At 73.4% G+C, this 15,172-nt stretch carries 11 protein-coding genes; 5 read left to right on the top strand and 6 right to left on the bottom strand.

Translation table 11 applies throughout. The annotated features are described in order from the left end of the window. Positions 1-76 precede the first annotated feature (76 nt). The 4 genes from ACZ5CZ_RS07260 to ACZ5CZ_RS07245 all read left to right on the top strand — a co-directional run bounded on the left by ACZ5CZ_RS07260 (position 77) and on the right by ACZ5CZ_RS07245 (position 5,276). Complete coding sequence (locus ACZ5CZ_RS07260) at positions 77-1,489, top strand: nucleobase:cation symporter-2 family protein (RefSeq protein ID WP_468939992.1); 1,413 nt, start codon at positions 77-79, stop codon at positions 1,487-1,489. 76 nt (positions 1,490-1,565) lie between these two features. Continuing rightward, positions 1,566-2,951, top strand: a complete 1,386-nt coding sequence (locus ACZ5CZ_RS07255) for an 8-oxoguanine deaminase (protein ID WP_385840803.1) — start codon at positions 1,566-1,568, stop codon at positions 2,949-2,951. Positions 2,952-3,194: 243 nt separating this feature from the next. Beyond that, the gene (locus ACZ5CZ_RS07250; RefSeq protein ID WP_385840804.1) at positions 3,195-4,562 is read left to right on the top strand and encodes a nucleobase:cation symporter-2 family protein; all 1,368 of its coding nucleotides are present in this window, start codon (positions 3,195-3,197) and stop codon (positions 4,560-4,562) included. 84 nt (positions 4,563-4,646) lie between these two features. After that, positions 4,647-5,276: a TMEM175 family protein gene (locus ACZ5CZ_RS07245; protein WP_385840805.1), complete on the top strand. Its 630-nt coding sequence runs from the start codon at positions 4,647-4,649 to the stop codon at positions 5,274-5,276. On the opposite strand, the gene ACZ5CZ_RS07240 is transcribed toward ACZ5CZ_RS07245, so the two are convergent. Together ACZ5CZ_RS07240 and ACZ5CZ_RS07235 are read right to left on the bottom strand one after the other, a co-directional pair. Continuing rightward, entirely contained in the window at positions 5,271-5,699 is a 429-nt protein-coding gene (locus ACZ5CZ_RS07240; RefSeq protein WP_385840806.1) for an acyl-CoA thioesterase, read from the bottom strand. The genes ACZ5CZ_RS07245 and ACZ5CZ_RS07240 overlap by 6 nt on opposite strands. A gap of 81 nt (positions 5,700-5,780) precedes the next feature. Beyond that, the gene (locus tag ACZ5CZ_RS07235) at positions 5,781-6,401 is read right to left on the bottom strand and encodes a hypothetical protein (protein WP_468939986.1); all 621 of its coding nucleotides are present in this window, start codon (positions 6,399-6,401) and stop codon (positions 5,781-5,783) included. Positions 6,402-6,677: 276 nt separating this feature from the next. Here ACZ5CZ_RS07235 and ACZ5CZ_RS07230 point away from each other — a divergent pair, with 276 nt between their 5' ends. Continuing rightward, positions 6,678-10,841 (top strand): molybdopterin-dependent oxidoreductase, encoded by a 4,164-nt coding sequence (locus ACZ5CZ_RS07230; protein WP_468940178.1) that lies wholly within the window; start codon positions 6,678-6,680, stop codon positions 10,839-10,841. Between the two features lie 15 nt (positions 10,842-10,856). On the opposite strand, the gene ACZ5CZ_RS07225 is transcribed toward ACZ5CZ_RS07230, so the two are convergent. From ACZ5CZ_RS07225 to ACZ5CZ_RS07210, 4 genes are all read right to left on the bottom strand, one after another. Next, on the bottom strand, positions 10,857-11,456 hold the full coding sequence (locus tag ACZ5CZ_RS07225) for a histidine phosphatase family protein (protein WP_385840808.1): 600 nt from the start codon (positions 11,454-11,456) through the stop codon (positions 10,857-10,859). Between the two features lie 35 nt (positions 11,457-11,491). Next, the gene (locus ACZ5CZ_RS07220; protein WP_385840810.1) at positions 11,492-12,652 is read right to left on the bottom strand and encodes a serine hydrolase domain-containing protein; all 1,161 of its coding nucleotides are present in this window, start codon (positions 12,650-12,652) and stop codon (positions 11,492-11,494) included. 94 nt (positions 12,653-12,746) lie between these two features. Beyond that, positions 12,747-13,310, bottom strand: coding sequence for a DUF4232 domain-containing protein (locus tag ACZ5CZ_RS07215; RefSeq protein WP_385840811.1), 564 nt, complete (start codon positions 13,308-13,310; stop codon positions 12,747-12,749). Between the two features lie 39 nt (positions 13,311-13,349). Continuing rightward, complete coding sequence (locus tag ACZ5CZ_RS07210; RefSeq protein WP_468939982.1) at positions 13,350-15,155, bottom strand: trypsin-like serine peptidase; 1,806 nt, start codon at positions 15,153-15,155, stop codon at positions 13,350-13,352. Positions 15,156-15,172: the final 17 nt, after the last annotated feature.

Raw genomic sequence — 15,172 nt, 5'->3', positions numbered from 1 at the left:
CAACCCTCGAGCGCGGACCCCCCCCCCCCCCCCCCCCCCCCCGGGGGGGGGCCCCCGCCACACCGGAGGGAACGAAATGGCACAGCCTGCGCAGGGGGCCGACACAGCCCCGTGTTCCACCCCGCCGGTGCACACCGAGGACGCCGTCACGTCCGTGCACCCGGTGGACGAGAAGCTCCACGTCTCGCGGCTCGTCCCCGCCGCGCTCCAGCACATCGCCGCCATGTACGCAGGCGTTGTCACTCCTCCGCTCATCATCGGCCAGGCCTGCGGACTCGACCTCGCGGCCCGCACCCGGCTGATCGCCGCGAGCCTGCTCATCGCGGGCGTCGCGACCCTCCTCCAGACCCTCGGCGTCAAGGGACTCGTCGGCAACCGGCTGCCCTTCGTCAACGCCGCCTCCTCGGCCGGAATCGCGCCGATCCTCGCGATCGCCGAGACCAACTCCCCGGGCCACCAGCTCCCCGCCGTCTACGGCGCGGTGATGGTCGCGGGTGTCTTCTGCCTCGCCGTCGGCCCGTTCTTCGGCCGGCTGCTCCGCTTCTTCCCGCCCCTGGTCACCGGCGTGGTCATCACCCTCATCGGGGTCACCCTGATGCCGGTCCCGGTGAGCTGGGCGCAGGGCGGCGACAAGAACGCCGCCGACTTCGGCTCCATGCGGCACCTCGCGCTCGCCGGGTTCACCCTCGCGGTGATCCTGCTGATCCAGCGCTTCGGCCGCGGCTTCGTCAAGCAGGTCGCCCTGCTGTGCGGACTGCTCGTCGGCACCCTGGCCGCCATCCCCTTCGGCATGGCCGACTTCGGCGCCCTGAGGTCCGCCCCCGTCGCCGCGCTGCCCGCGCCCTTCGCCTTCGGCACCCCCGAGTTCCAGCCCGCGGCGATCCTGTCGCTGTGCATCGTGATGCTGGTGCTGATGACCGAGTCCAGCGCCGGGATGCTCGCCCTCGGCGAGATCTGCGAGCGCCGCACCGACGCCCGGACCATCACCCGCGGCCTGCGCACCGACGGCATCGCCACCCTGCTCGGCCCCGTCTTCGGCGGCTTCCCCACCTCCGCCTTCGCCCAGAACGTCGGCGTCGTCTCGCTCACCCGGGTGCGCAGCCGCTATGTCGTCGCCGTCGCCGGCGGCACCCTGCTGGTCCTCGGCGCCTTCCCGGTGCTCGGCGCGGTCGTCTCCCTGGTTCCCCTGCCGGTCCTCGGCGGCGCGGGCATCGTCCTGTTCGGCTCGATCGCCGTCAGCGGCATCCGTACGCTGTCCGAGGCGGGCCTGGACGACAGCTCCAACATCATCCTGGTCGCGGTCGCACTCGGCGCCGGCATCATCCCGCTGGCCGCACCGACCTTCTACGCCGGCTTCCCGGCCTGGGCGCAGACCGTGCTCGGCTCCGGCATCAGCGCCGGCGCGCTCGTCGCGGTCCTGCTCAATCTGTTCTTCCACCATCTCGGCACCCGGAGCCGCCACCCGGCTGCGGCACTCAAATCCTCCTAGGGTCCTGCCGTGCCCTCCCCGTGGACCCTTCGTCCTCCTGTCCACGGGTCCGCCACTGAAAAGACAAGGAAGCACGATGGCACCATCGGCAGCCCAGCGCATCGTCATCGAGAACTGCGCCATCGCGACCGTGGACGCGGGCGACACGGAGTACGCCTCCGGTTACCTGGTCCTGGCCGGCAACCGGATCGAGTCGCTCGGCGCGGGCCAGGCCCCTCAGGGCCTGGAGAACGTGGTGCGCCGGATCGACGCGAGCGGCCATCTGGCCACGCCCGGTCTGGTCAACACCCACCACCACTTCTACCAGTGGATCACCCGGGGCCTGGCCACCGACCACAACCTGTTCAACTGGCTCGTCGCGCTCTACCCCACCTGGGCGCGCATCGACGAGCAGATGACCTACGCGGCCGCGCAGGGGTCCCTCGCGATGATGGCCCGCGGCGGTGTCACCACCGCCATGGACCACCACTACGTGTTCCCGCACGGCTCCGGCGACCTGTCCGGCTCGATCATCCGCGCCGCCGCCGAGATGGGCGTCCGCTTCACCCTGGCCCGCGGCTCGATGGACCGCAGCGAGAAGGACGGCGGCCTGCCGCCGGACTTCGCCGTCGAGACCCTCGAGGGCGCGCTCGCCGCGACCGAGGAGACCGTGCGCAAGCACCACGACGCTTCCTTCGACGCCATGACCCAGGTGGCCGTGGCGCCCTGCTCGCCCTTCTCCGTCTCCACCGAACTCCTGCGCCAGGGTGCCGAGCTGGCCCGCAGCCTCGGCGTACGGCTGCACACCCACGGCTCGGAGACCGTGGAGGAGGAGAAGTTCTGCCACGAGCTGTTCGGCATGGGCCCGACCGACTACTTCGAGTCCACCGGCTGGCTCGGTGAGGACGTGTGGATGGCGCACTGCGTCCACATGAACGACTCCGACATCGCCGCCTTCGCCCGCACGAAGACCGGCGTCGCCCACTGCCCGTCCTCCAACGCCCGCCTCGCCGCCGGTATCGCCCGCGTCCCCGACATGCTCAGGGCCGGCGTCCCGGTCGGCCTCGGCGTGGACGGCACCGCCTCCAACGAGTCCGGCGAACTCCACACCGAGCTGCGCAACGCCCTGCTGATCAACCGCCTCGGCGCGCACCGCGAGGCCGCCCTCAACGCCCGCCAGGCGCTGCGGCTCGGCACCCACGGCGGCGCCCAGGTGCTCGGCCGCGCGGACCAGATCGGCTCGCTGGAGCCGGGCAAGCTGGCCGACGTGGTGCTGTGGAAGATGGACACGCTCGCCCACTCCTCCATCGCCGACCCGGTGACCGCGCTGGTCTTCGGCGCGGCGGCCCCGGTCACCGCGTCCTTCGTCAACGGCAGGCAGATCGTGGACAACGGCCGCCTGGTCGCCGTCGACGAGGAGGCCATCGCGCGCTCCACCCGCGAGGAGGCCCAGCGCCTCGCCCGCATCGCCGCCCAGGCCTGATCCGGCGCGGCACTCCCCAGAACTCCGGCCGAGAGGGACGGCTCCCGGCCGGAGCCGTGGATCCGAGCGGGATCCACGGCAGCCGTCTCCGGGGCGCGTGTGGACGCACGCGCCCCGGAACGGTCACCGCTCACCCCCCGCTCACGCCCCCACGCTCCGTCACGGTCCGCACACCGCACCGCACCACCTCCCTGAAACCCACGTCGTCGTCGACGAACGTGTTACCCGCCCGGAGGAGCCGCCGTGGCCGCCCATCCTGTTGACGAGAAACTCCCCGCCCTGAAAATGGCGACCACCGGCCTACAGCATGTGGCCGCCATGTACGCCGGGGTCGTCGCCCCACCCCTGATCGTGGGCGCGGCCGTGGGCCTGTCCGCGACCGAGCTGACCTTCCTCACCGGCGCCTGCCTGTTCACCGCGGGCCTCGCCACCTTTCTCCAGACCCTCGGCATCTGGAAGATCGGCGCCCGGCTGCCGTTCGTCAACGGCGTCACCTTCGCCGGCGTCGCCCCCATGACCGCGGTCGTCGCCTCCGCCAAGGACAAGTCCGACGCGCTGCCGGTCATCTTCGGCGCGGTGATGGTCGCCGGCCTGCTCGGCTTCATCGCCGCGCCCTTCTTCAGCAAGGCCGTCCGCTTCTTCCCGCCGGTCGTCACCGGGTCGGTCATCACCCTGATCGGCGTGTCCCTCCTCCCGGTCGCCTTCGGCTGGGCCCAGGGTCCCAACCCGGCCGCCGACGACTACGGCTCGACCACCTATCTCACCCTCGCCGGGATCACCCTGGCCATCGTGCTGCTGCTGCGCCGCTTCACCCGCGGCTTCCTCAAGCAGATCGCCGTCCTGCTCGGCCTGATCGCCGGCACCCTCATCGCGATACCGTTCGGCGTCACCGACTTCTCCCCGGTGGCGAAGGCCGACGTGGTGGGCTTCCCCACCCCCTTCCACTTCGGCACCCCGCAGTTCCACCTCGCCGCGATCCTCTCCCTGTGCGTGGTGATGGTGGTCTCCATGACCGAGTCCACCGCCGACATGCTCGCCCTCGGTGAGATCGTGGAACGCCCGGCCGACGAGAAGACCATCGCGGCCGGTCTGCGCGCCGACACCCTCGGCTCCGCGCTCAGCCCGCTGTTCAACGGCTTCATGTGCAGCGCCTTCGCACAGAACATCGGGCTCGTCGCGATGACCCGGATCCGCAGCCGGTACGTCGTCGCCACCGGCGGCGGCTTCCTGGTCCTGATGGGCCTGTGCCCCATGGCCGCCTCGCTGATCGCGGTCGTACCCCGCCCGGTCCTCGGCGGCGCCGGCGTCGTGCTGTTCGGCTCGGTCGCCGCGAGCGGCATCCAGACCCTGGTCCGGGCCGGCCTCGACAAGGACAACAACGTCCTCATCGTCGCCGTGTCCCTCGCGGTCGGCATCATCCCGATCACCGCGCCGGAGTTCTACCACTCCTTCCCGCAGACCGCGAAGATCGTCCTGGACTCCGGCATCTCCACGGGCTGTGTCATGGCCGTGGTCCTCAACCTCCTCTTCAACCACCTCGGCAGAGGGCGTGAGGCGCAGGACGTCACCCATCCGATGGAGGCGGGCGAGGAGATCGCCGCCGCGCACTGAGATACCGCGCACGGATCACGACGACGGCGGGCGGGACCAGGTGAAACGACCATGGTCCCGCCCGCCGTGGGGCACGCTGGGGCCATGAACGAATCCGGCCGGGTCGAGGCCTTCAGCGACGGGGTGTTCGCCATCGCCATCACGCTCCTCGTCCTCGACATCAAGGTGCCCAGGACCGGCGAACACGGCGGCCTGTGGCAGGCGCTCGGGGCCCAGTGGCCCTCCTACGCCGCCTATGTGGTGAGCTTCCTGGTCATCGGCATCATGTGGGTCAACCACCATCAGGTCTTCAGCTATGTCACCCGCGTCGACCGCACCCTGATGTTCCTGAACCTGCTGGTGCTGATGGTGGTGGCCGCGGTGCCCTGGCCGACGGCGCTGCTCGCGGAGTATCTGCGCGAGGGCGCCCGGGCCGCACACACCGCCGCCGCCGTGTACAGCCTGGTGATGGTCCTGATGGCCCTCGCCTTCCAGGCCCTGTGGTGGCATCTGACCCGTACCGGCCACCTCTTCGATGCCCGCGTGGACACGGCGGCCGCCCGTGCCACCCGCGCCCGCTTCGCCCTGGGCTCCCTCGGCTACCCGCTCACCGTGGCGCTCTCCTTCGTCTCGGCGCCCCTGACGCTGGCCGCCCACGGGCTGCTGGCCGTGTACTACGGCTTCAACCAGATCGCCGTACCGACCCATGGGGACTCCGGCCCGGACGCGTCATGACGGCAGCCCGAACAGGGCGGGATCGGCGGCCAGTTCCCGGAACACCCTGCCGGGATCGGCGACCAGCCTGCGCTCCTTCAGGTCCAGCAGCCCGCCGACCCCGGTGACCTCCGCCGCGAGCGTGCCGTCGGCCTTGCGGATCTCCTGCACCACCCGGAAGGTCTTTCCGCCGCCCCACTGGAACGCGCAGGTCACGTCGGCCTCTTCACCGGCGCGCAGTTCTCGCAGATAGCGGATCGTCGTCTCCAGCGCCACCGGACCCACCCCGGTGCCGATCAGTTCGGCCTGGGTGATTCCGGCGGCCTGGAGCAGCGACCAGCGGGCGTGCTCCGCGTAGTTGAGGTACACCGCCTGGTTGAGATGGCCCTGCACATCGGTCTCGTAGCCGCGGACGGTCACCCGCACGGCGAACGGCTCACTCATGAACACCCCTGGTGTGTACGGCAATTCGGGTACGGCATCGCGTGGACGCCGCGACGGCCGCCCCCGATCCTGACACGCCCGTCACACCCGGCGCGGCGAGGCCAGCAGATAGCGGGCCCGGGTCCGCGGCTCGGTGTACTCGCCCGACTGCCATCCCGCCCGCTCCAGCGTGGCCGCGCAGGCCGCCAGCGTCCCGGCGTCCGGCGCGTACACGGCGACCGCCTCCGGCTGCGGGGTGGCGCGCACCCGGTACCCCTCCGCCGACCGGTCCGCCGGGTGGTGCCCGGCCGCCTCCAGGGCGAGCGCGGCGGCCCGCACCAGATGCGCCCGCTCCCAGCCGCACGGCCGGTCCACGGCACCGTCCGGGTTGGTCATCCGGCGCAGCTCCAGCAGCCCCTGCCAGGCGCTGTGCACCTCCCGCTGCCGCTCCGGGCCGGACACCGGGTCCTGGCGCGCATCGCCGACCCGCGCCGCGAACACCCCGGTGTCCGGCGCGGGTTCCGGCGCGGCGGCGGGTGCCGGTTCGCGTATCCGGTGCCCGGCGGGGGTGAGGAAGTGGTCGTGCGGCGGCCGCGGATGCCGGAACGCGAGCCCGTGCCGCACCAGCGCCGCGAGCTGGGCCGGGGTCCCGCGCAGCCGGCCGGTGACCGGATCGGCGGCCTCGATCACATGCCGCTGCGCGGCGCTCGGTGGTCGGGTCACGGCACACTCCTTCCCGGCGGCCGCCCCCCCCGGACGACCCCTCCCTCCGCAGCGTACGACCCCCCTCTGACAACGCCCGCCCCCGTCAAGCTGCCCTGTGCAGTCCACCCCTTCCCGGTGGGCACCGCCCGGCCGGGGCCGGTGCTCACATCCGTCCGGCCCGATCTGTGCGGCGGGATTTACCCCTCGTGAGCGGGCCGGGAGACACCCGTGTAATGAGCGGTTCGTACGATTCCGGAGGTGGGTTCGGACAGAGCACAGCGAAGGGAGACGCCGGTGGCCGCGCCGGGCTCGGGGAACGAGGGCACGACGAAGGTGCGCACCGTCTGCTCGTACTGCGGGGTGGGCTGCGGGCTGGTCCTCGACGTCGGCACCGGACCCGACGGGCGCCGTACGGTCCTGAGGGCGAGCGGCGACAAGGAGCATCCCGCGAACTTCGGCCGGCTGTGCACCAAGGGCGCGACCACGGCCGACCTGCTCGCCGCCCCCGGCCGGCTGACCACCGCCCTCGTCCGGCTGGACCGCGGCGAGGAGCCCCGGCCCGCGCCGGTGGCGGACGCCGTCGCCGAGACCGGCCGCCGGCTGCGCCGGATCGTCGACGAGCACGGCCCCGACGCCGTCGCCCTCTATGTCTCCGGGCAGCTGAGCCTGGAGGCGCAGTATCTGGCGAACAAGCTGGCCAAGGGGTTCATCCGGACCAACCGCATCGAGTCCAACTCCCGGCTGTGCATGGCCAGCGCGGGCACCGGCTACAAGCTGTCCCTGGGCGCGGACGGGCCGCCCGGCTCCTACCAGGACCTCGACGCGGCGGACGTCTTCCTCGTCATCGGTTCCAACATGGCCGACTGCCACCCCGTCCTCTTCCTGCGGATCATGGAGCGGGTGAAGTCGGCGGGCGCCCGGCTGATCGTCGTCGACCCGCGGCGCACCGCCACCGCCGACAAGGCCGACCTGTTCCTCCAGATCGCCCCGGGCACGGACCTGGCCCTGCTCAACGGCCTGCTGCACCTGCTGCACGCCGAGGGCCGCACCGATCCCGAGTTCATCGCCGCGCACACCGAGGGCTGGGAGGAGATGCCCGCCTTCCTCGCCGACTACCCGCCCGCCACCGTCGCACGGATCACCGGCGTCCCGGAGGCGGACCTGCGGGAGGCGGCGCGGCTGATCGGCGAGGCGAAGGAGTGGACGAGCTGCTGGACGATGGGCCTCAACCAGTCCACGCACGGCACCTGGAACACCAACGCCCTGGTCAACCTGCACCTCGCCACCGGCGCGATCTGCCGCCCGGGCAGCGGGCCGTTCTCCCTCACCGGCCAGCCCAATGCCATGGGCGGCCGGGAGATGGGCTACATGGGACCGGGCCTGCCCGGACAGCGCTCGGTGCTCGTCGACGCCGACCGGGCCTTCGTCGAACAGCTGTGGGAGCTGGAGCCGGGCGCCCTGCGCGCCGACGGCGTCGGCCGGGGCACGGTCGAGATGTTCCGGCAGATGGCCGACGGCGACATCAAGGCGTGCTGGATCATCTGCACCAACCCGGTCGCCTCCGTCGCCAACCGCAAGACGGTCATCGAGGGCCTGGAGGCCGCCGAGTTCGTCGTCACCCAGGACGTGTTCGCCGAGACGGAGACGAACGCCTACGCCGACGTCGTACTGCCCGGGGCGCTGTGGACCGAGACCGAGGGCGTGCTGGTCAACAGCGAGCGCACGCTCACCCTCGCCCGCCCGGCCGCCGATCCGCCCGGCGAGGCCATGGCGGACTGGCGCCTGATCGCCGCCGTGGCCCGCGCCATGGGCTACGAGAAGGGGTTCGCGTACGACAGCGCCGAGGAGATCTTCGAGGAGATCAAGCGGGCCTGGAACCCGGCGACCGGCTGGGACCTGCGCGGAGTGAGCTACGAGCGGCTGCGGACGACCCCGGTGCAGTGGCCGGCGGCGACCCCGGACGGGCCCGACCGCAATCCGATCCGGTACCTCGACGAGAACGGCTCGCCGGTCTTCCCCACCCCGAGCGGCCGGGCGGTCTTCCACGCCCGGCCGTATCTGCCGGCCGCGGAGATGCCCGACGACGACTACCCGTACCTGCTCAACACCGGCCGGCTCCAGCACCACTGGCACACCCTGACCAAGACGGCCAGGGTCGCCAAGCTGAACCGGCTCGCCCCCGGCCCCTTCGTGGAGGTGCACCCACGGGACGCGGCCGCCCTGGGGCTCGCCGACGGCGACTCGGTGGAGGTCGCCTCGCGGCGCGGGCGGGCCGTGCTGCCCGCGCTCGTCACCGACCGGGTCAGGCCGGGCTGCTGCTTCGCGCCCTTCCACTGGAACGACCTGTTCGGCGAGTACCTGAGTGTCAACGCGGTGACCAGCGACGCCGTCGACCCGCTGTCGTACCAGCCCGAGTTAAAGGTGTGCGCGGTGTCGCTGACCAGGGTGAGCACCCCGGTGACGGTACGCACGCCCGTGCCGGCGGCCAGCGCGGCCAAGACCGCCGGGGCCACGACCCCCGCGGCCACGACACCGGCGGGGGGCGCGTCGGCGCCGACGCTTCCCGGGGGCCGCTCCGCCGGGTCCGCTGCCGCCGCGTTCGGGCTGGACCCCGCAGCGGCGCCTCCCGTGCTCGCCGAGCACGAACGCCGCTATCTGAGCGGCTTCCTCGCCGGTATCCCCTCCGGCGCCCCGGGCATCCCGGTGCTGCCGCCGGACGCCCCGTTCAGCCCGGAGCACGCCCTGTGGGTGAACGGCGTCCTGGCCGGGATGTACTCCAGGGCCGAGCAGGCCCCCGCGCCCACCGGCGCGGCACAGCCCCGGGACGGATCCGCCCGCCGTCAGGTGGTGATCCTCTGGGCCTCGCAGACCGGCACCGCCGAGGAGTTCGCGACCGCCGCGGCCGAGCGGCTCACCGCCGAGGGCCATCCCGTCTCCCTCCTGCCCATGGCCGACACGGCCCCCGCCGCGCTGCCCGCCGAGGCCGACCTGCTGCTGATCACCAGCACCTTCGGCGACGGCGACGCCCCGGACAACGGCGCCGGGTTCTGGGACGCCCTCGCCGCACCCGACGCCCCGCGCCTGCCGGGCAGGCGCTACGCCGTGCTGGCCTTCGGCGACTCCTCCTACGACGACTTCTGCGGGCACGGTCGCCGCCTGGACCGGCGGCTGGCCGAGCTGGACGCGGTACGGCTGGTGCCGCGCACCGACTGCGAACCGGACTACGGGACGGCGGCCGAAGCCTGGCTCGACCGGGTACGCACCGCGCTGAACGCCCCCGGGCAACCGGCCCCCAACCCCACCCGCATCCCCGCCCCCGCGGCACCCCGGCCCGGCCGGGCCGCCCCGGTCACCGCCCGCCTCACCGGCAACCGCCTGCTCAGCCGGCCCGGCGCCGGCAAGGAGGTCCGGCGCTTCACCTTCGACACCCGCGACAGCGACACCCCGCTGGTCTACGAGGCCGGGGACGCGCTGGCCGTCCACCCCGTCAACTGGGCGGAGACGGTGACGGAGTGGCTGGCCGTCACCGGTCTGGACGCCGGTACGGCCGTACGGCTCGACGGCGTCGGGGAACTGCCCTTCGCCGAGGCCCTGCTGCGCCACCTGGACATCACCCGGATCACCCCCGGCCTGCTGCGCTTCGCCGCCGACCGCGCCCACGACCCGCGCGAGCTGCGCAAACTCCTGCGCCCGGACAACAAGGACGAGCTGGCCAAGTGGTCCTGGGGACGCCAGGCCGTCGACGTCCTCGCCGAGTTCGGCATCCGGGCCGGGGCGCAGGAGTGGGCGGACGTGCTGGGCCGGCTGCAACCCCGCCTGTACTCCATATCCTCCAGTCCGCTGACCGATCCCCACCGGGTGTCGGTGACGGTTTCCGTGGTCCGCTACGAGAACCCGGCCGGCCGGCCCCGCCAGGGTGTGTGCTCGCCCTTCCTCGCCGACGCCGAACTTGACACCCCGGTGCCGGTACGGGTCCAGCGGGCACCGCACTTCCGGCCGCCCGCCGACCCGGCCGTACCGGCGGTGATGGTGGGCCCCGGCACCGGCATCGCGCCCTTCCTGGGCTTCCTGGAGGAACGCCGGGCCCGCGGCCACCGCGCGCCCAACTGGCTGTTCTTCGGCGAGCAGCACCGTGCGACCGACTTCTACTACGAACAGGAGCTGGCCGCCTTCCTCGCCGACGGCACGCTCACCCGCCTGGACACCGCCTTCTCCCGCGACCAGCGCACCAAGATCTATGTGCAGGACCGGATGCGCGAGCACGGCCCGCTGCTGTGGTCCTGGCTGCGGGACGGCGCCCATCTCTACGTCTGCGGCGACGCCTCCCGCATGGCGAAGGACGTGGACCGGGCCCTGCGGGAGATCGCCGTCCTGCACGGCGGCCTCGACGAGGCGGAGGCGGAGACCTACGTCAAGCAGCTCACCGCCGACAAGCGGTATGCCCGGGACGTGTACTGACCGCCGGCCGACGGGTCAGCCGGGCGGACGGATGTTCCAGCCCGCGATCACCGGACGGGCGTGTTCCGTGCCCAGGCGGCACAGCGCCCCCGTGGCCAGCTGGAACAGCGCCCCGTGCCCGGGCGGCAGGCCCAGCCGGCGGGCGGTGAGCACCCGCAGGAAGTGGCCGTGGGCGATCAGCACCACGACCCCCTCCGTGTTGGCGAGGGCGGCGTCGGCCTTGGCGAGCATCCGGTCGGCGCGCTCCCCGACCTGTTCCGGTGTCTCACCCGGATGCTCCGGCGGCCCCGGCGCGACCCCGTCCGTGAAGAGGAACCAGCCCGGCCGGTCGCGCTGGATCTCCATGGTGGTGACCCCCTCGTACCCGCCGTAGTCCCACTCGCACAGGTCGGCGTCGACGCGCGCGTCCGGGATGCCGATCAGCTCGGCGGTCTCCCGGGCCCGTTGCAGCGGGCTGACGAACGCGGCGCCGATCCGGTGCGAGCGGACCAGCGGCACCAGCCGGCGCGCCTCCTCCCGGCCGTGCTCGGTGAGCGGCACGTCGGTCCGGCCGGTGTGCCGTCCGGACCGTGACCACTCGGTCTCACCGTGCCGGACGAGAAGGAGGTCACCCACGTCCGCGCCCTTTCCGCTCGCCTGTCAGCACCGTGTCACAGGGCCCCCGCGGCCCGCAGGACGGACTGCGCCAGACGGCCGTTCTCCACCGCCGCGCCCACCCCGGAGGGGAAGGCGAACCGGCGCCGGGTGTAGCCGTACGCGATCCCGCTGTCCGGGTCGGCGAAGCCGAGCGAGCCGGTCGCGCCGCTGTGCCCGAAGGTGCCCTTGCCGAGGTGCGGGTAGAGCCCGGCGACATGCTCGAAGCCGAGCGCGAAGTGGTCCTCGGAGCCGGTCACCAGGTCGGGGCCGCCGGGCGTGCGCAGCGCGCCGAACAGGGCCACGGTGTCGGGGGTGAGCAGCGCCGGCCTGCCGGCCAGCCCGTCGACGGCGGCCGCGTACAGCCCGGCGGTCCCGCGCGCGTTGCCCACCACACCGGAGGACGCCGGTCCGAGGGCCCGCACCCGGGGGTGGTTGCCGAAGGCCACCAGGTCGGTCGGCTCGGGCCCGTGCGCGTTGAAGGCGATGCCCCGGAAGCTGTCCGGGGCCATGGCCCGCGCCTTCAGCAGCTCGGCCTCCTGCGGAGTCGGCCGCAGCGGCTGGACCTCCGCCCAGCGCGGCTCGAGGTCCGCCGGCAGCCCGAGGTGCAGGTCGAGGCCGTACGGCGCCCGGATCCGCTCCTCGTACACCTCCTGGAGCGTCCGGCCGGTCGCCCGGCGCACCACCTCGCCGGTGAGCGCGCCGATGACGAAGGCGTGGTAGCCCCATTTGGTGCCCGGCTCCCACAGCGGCCGGCGGCCCGCGAGCCGCGCCGCGACGAGCCGGTCGTCGGCCAGTTCCTCGACGGTGAAGGGCTGTTCGGCGTCACCGACCAGTCCGGCCCGGTGCTCCAGCAGCTGCCCGAGGGTCAGCCGGTCCTTGCCCTCGGCGCCGAACTCCGGCCAGTACGCGGCGACTTCCCGGTCCAGGTCGAGCACCCCCTCCTGCACCAGCAGCGCCACGACCAGGTGGGCGGCGCCCTTGGCGATGGAGTACAGAGTCGTCAGGGTGTCCCCGTCGACGCCGTCGCCGCCCCACAGGTCCACCACGCGGCGCCCGTGCCAGTACACCGCGAGCTGGGCCCCCGGGTCGTCCCGCTGCTCGGCGAGGACCGCCGCGAACTCCTCGCGGACGCCCTCGAACCCCTCGGCCACCGTCCCGTGCACGTCGATCGGCATCTGTTCCCCCTGTCGGTGATCAGTCACGGAGATCACCAACACGGGCCGGTACCCGGGGCATTCCCGGGACGGCGGGCGGCCGCCCCGGCCGGGGTCAGGAGCCGGCCGGGGTGAGCCGCGGCGGTGCCATGGCCAGGGTCTGTCCGCAGGCGTCGATCGAGGCGGACCGGTGCCGGGTGTCCGTCACCGGCACGGTGGCGGCGCCGGAGTCGTGCGGGGCCCGGACCACCGCCTCGCTCTGCCGTACGCACCAGTCGTCCGCGCCCTTCGTCCCGCGGCGCGTGTAGCGCAGGTCGACGGTCACCGTCCGCCGCGCGCGCTCGGGCAGGGTGAGGGCGTTGCCGCCGCCGTGCCCGGCGCCCTCGATGCTGTCCGCCTTGCCGTTGTGGATCTCCAGCGCCGGGTAGCCGTGGAACTCACAGGGGGTGGAGCCCTGGTTGACGGCGGTCAGCCGGGCCCGGCCCGGGCCGGCGCTGCCGAGGACGGTCAGGGTCCAGGTCAGCGCGGCGGTCCGGCACGCCCGCAGAGGCGTGGCCGGCTCGGCGGTCAGGGTGGTGCTCGGGGTGGTCGAGACCGTGGCGCTCGTCCCGCAGGCCGTCAGCAGCAGGCCGGTGGTGAGTGCGGTGAGGGCGCCGGTCAGCCGGGTCGTCGCTCGCATGGTTCCCCCTTCGGTGGCGTCGATGTGGTCGGTGGCCGGTCAGCTGCTCGGCGGCGCGACCAGCGTGTTCTCCGTGCCGAGGGAGGTGGCGCCGGTCTCCGCGTACAGCGTGGTCTCGCCGTCGGACCAGCGCACGAGCAGGTCGTTGCCGGTGTGGTCGGAGGTGAGGTCGCCGGCGGCCATCACCTGGGCGTGCTGCCAGGTGGTGTTGGGGCCGCGCAGCCGGGTCCGGGTGCCGAGCCCGGTGGCCGAGACCCCGGCGTAGCTGTCGAGCGAGCCGTCGGTCCAGCGGACGAGCACATCGGCGCCGGCCCGGCCGCCGAAGGCACCGCCGCTCAGCAGCGCGGCCTTGGTCCAGGTGCCGTTCGCGCCGAGGAGCCGCTTGCCGGTGCCGAAGGAGCCGGAGCGGATCCCGGTGTACAGCACCAGGCTGCCGTCGGACCGGCGGACCAGCAGGTCGGTGGCGCCCTTGGCACCGTGGAACTGTCCGGCGGTGAGCTGGACGGCGTTCTTCCAGTCGGAGTTGGGCTTGGCCATCTGCACCTCCCGGCCCACCCCGGAGGGGCCGAGATCCGGGTAGAGGGTGACCTCGCCGTCGGACCAGCGCACCAGGAGCCCCGGCCGGCTGGCGCCGAAGAGACCGCCGGTGATGCTCCGGGCGTGGGTCCAGGTGGTGTTGGCCTTGGCCACCCGCCGCTCGGCGGCGAACCCGCCCTGACCGTCCCCGGGGAACAGGGTGATCCCGCCGTCGGCCCAGACGACGAGGACGTCGCCGAAGCCGTCGCCGGTGTAGTCGGCGGAGGCCATCAGCGAGGCCGTGCGCCAGCGGGACGCGCCGCCGGGCAGCAGCAGCCCGTGGTACGCCGGCAGCCCGGCGGGCGGGTCCTGGCCGGCCACCGCGTCCGCGAGGAGCTGGGCGGCGGCGTCGCCGAACGCCGGGGCGTAGCTGATGTAGTCGACGTTCGCGTCGTTGCCGCCGCCGTTGTAGCCGCCGAGGTTGCCGATGACGTGGCCGGTGCGGCCGTCGTCCTGGTAGTCGGTGATCCAGGGGCTGCCGGACACTCCGCCGTAGTAGCCGCCGCAGACCATGGCGAGCTGCCGGTAGCCGGGCAGCTGCTTCGTCGGCACGGTGCACTTGACGGCGCGTCCCGCGCTGTTGTGGCTGTACGACGGGTAGCCGACGACGGTGACGTTCTTCTGCGTGTAGCCGCGCGGCCGGGTGAAGGTGAGGCCGCCGCCCACCGCGTCCTGGAGGCTCTGGCCGCGCTGGTTGGCCGACACCCGGGCGAACGCGGTGTCCAGGTCGGACGCGGCCTTCTTGGTGGTGGTGGACCCCTTGTCGGGCACATAGCGGGGGTCGATGTAGACGTGCTGGATGTGGAAGATGCCGTACGGCTGCTGGTCGGGGCCGGCGCCCTGCACGAACTGCGGGACGAAGATGTAGTCGCCCTTCATGCTCAGCGCGCAGTGGGCGGCGGTGAGGACGATGTTCCGCGCGGTGGTGTCGATCACGCTGCCGGTGCAGTGCCAGGTGGTCCCGTCCGGTCCGTCGGAGCCGAAGAAGGTGCCCACCAGGCGGGTCCCCTTGAACGGGGTGCCCTGCGGGCGGCCCGTCGCCGCGACCGAGGGTCCGCTGCCGCCCGGGGCCGCCCGGCCCCCGTCCAGCGGCGCGGCGTCCGCCATGCGCTGCGCCGTCCAGAACCGCGCGGCGTCCCGGGCCTCCTGTCCGGCGCCGGGCCGGGGCGGCGGGGCCGTCCCCGCCTGCGCGTCCGGGGTGGCGGCGCCGGTGAGCGCCGCCGCGCACAGCACGGCGACGGACGTCCGGCGTATTCGGTACGTGAACAACGGTGCCCCCTGATCTG

Source organism: Streptomyces sp. NPDC031418, assembly GCF_055581605.1.
The sequence above is the reverse complement of the archived record's forward strand: the minus strand, read 5'-3'. Positions and strand labels throughout refer to the sequence as shown.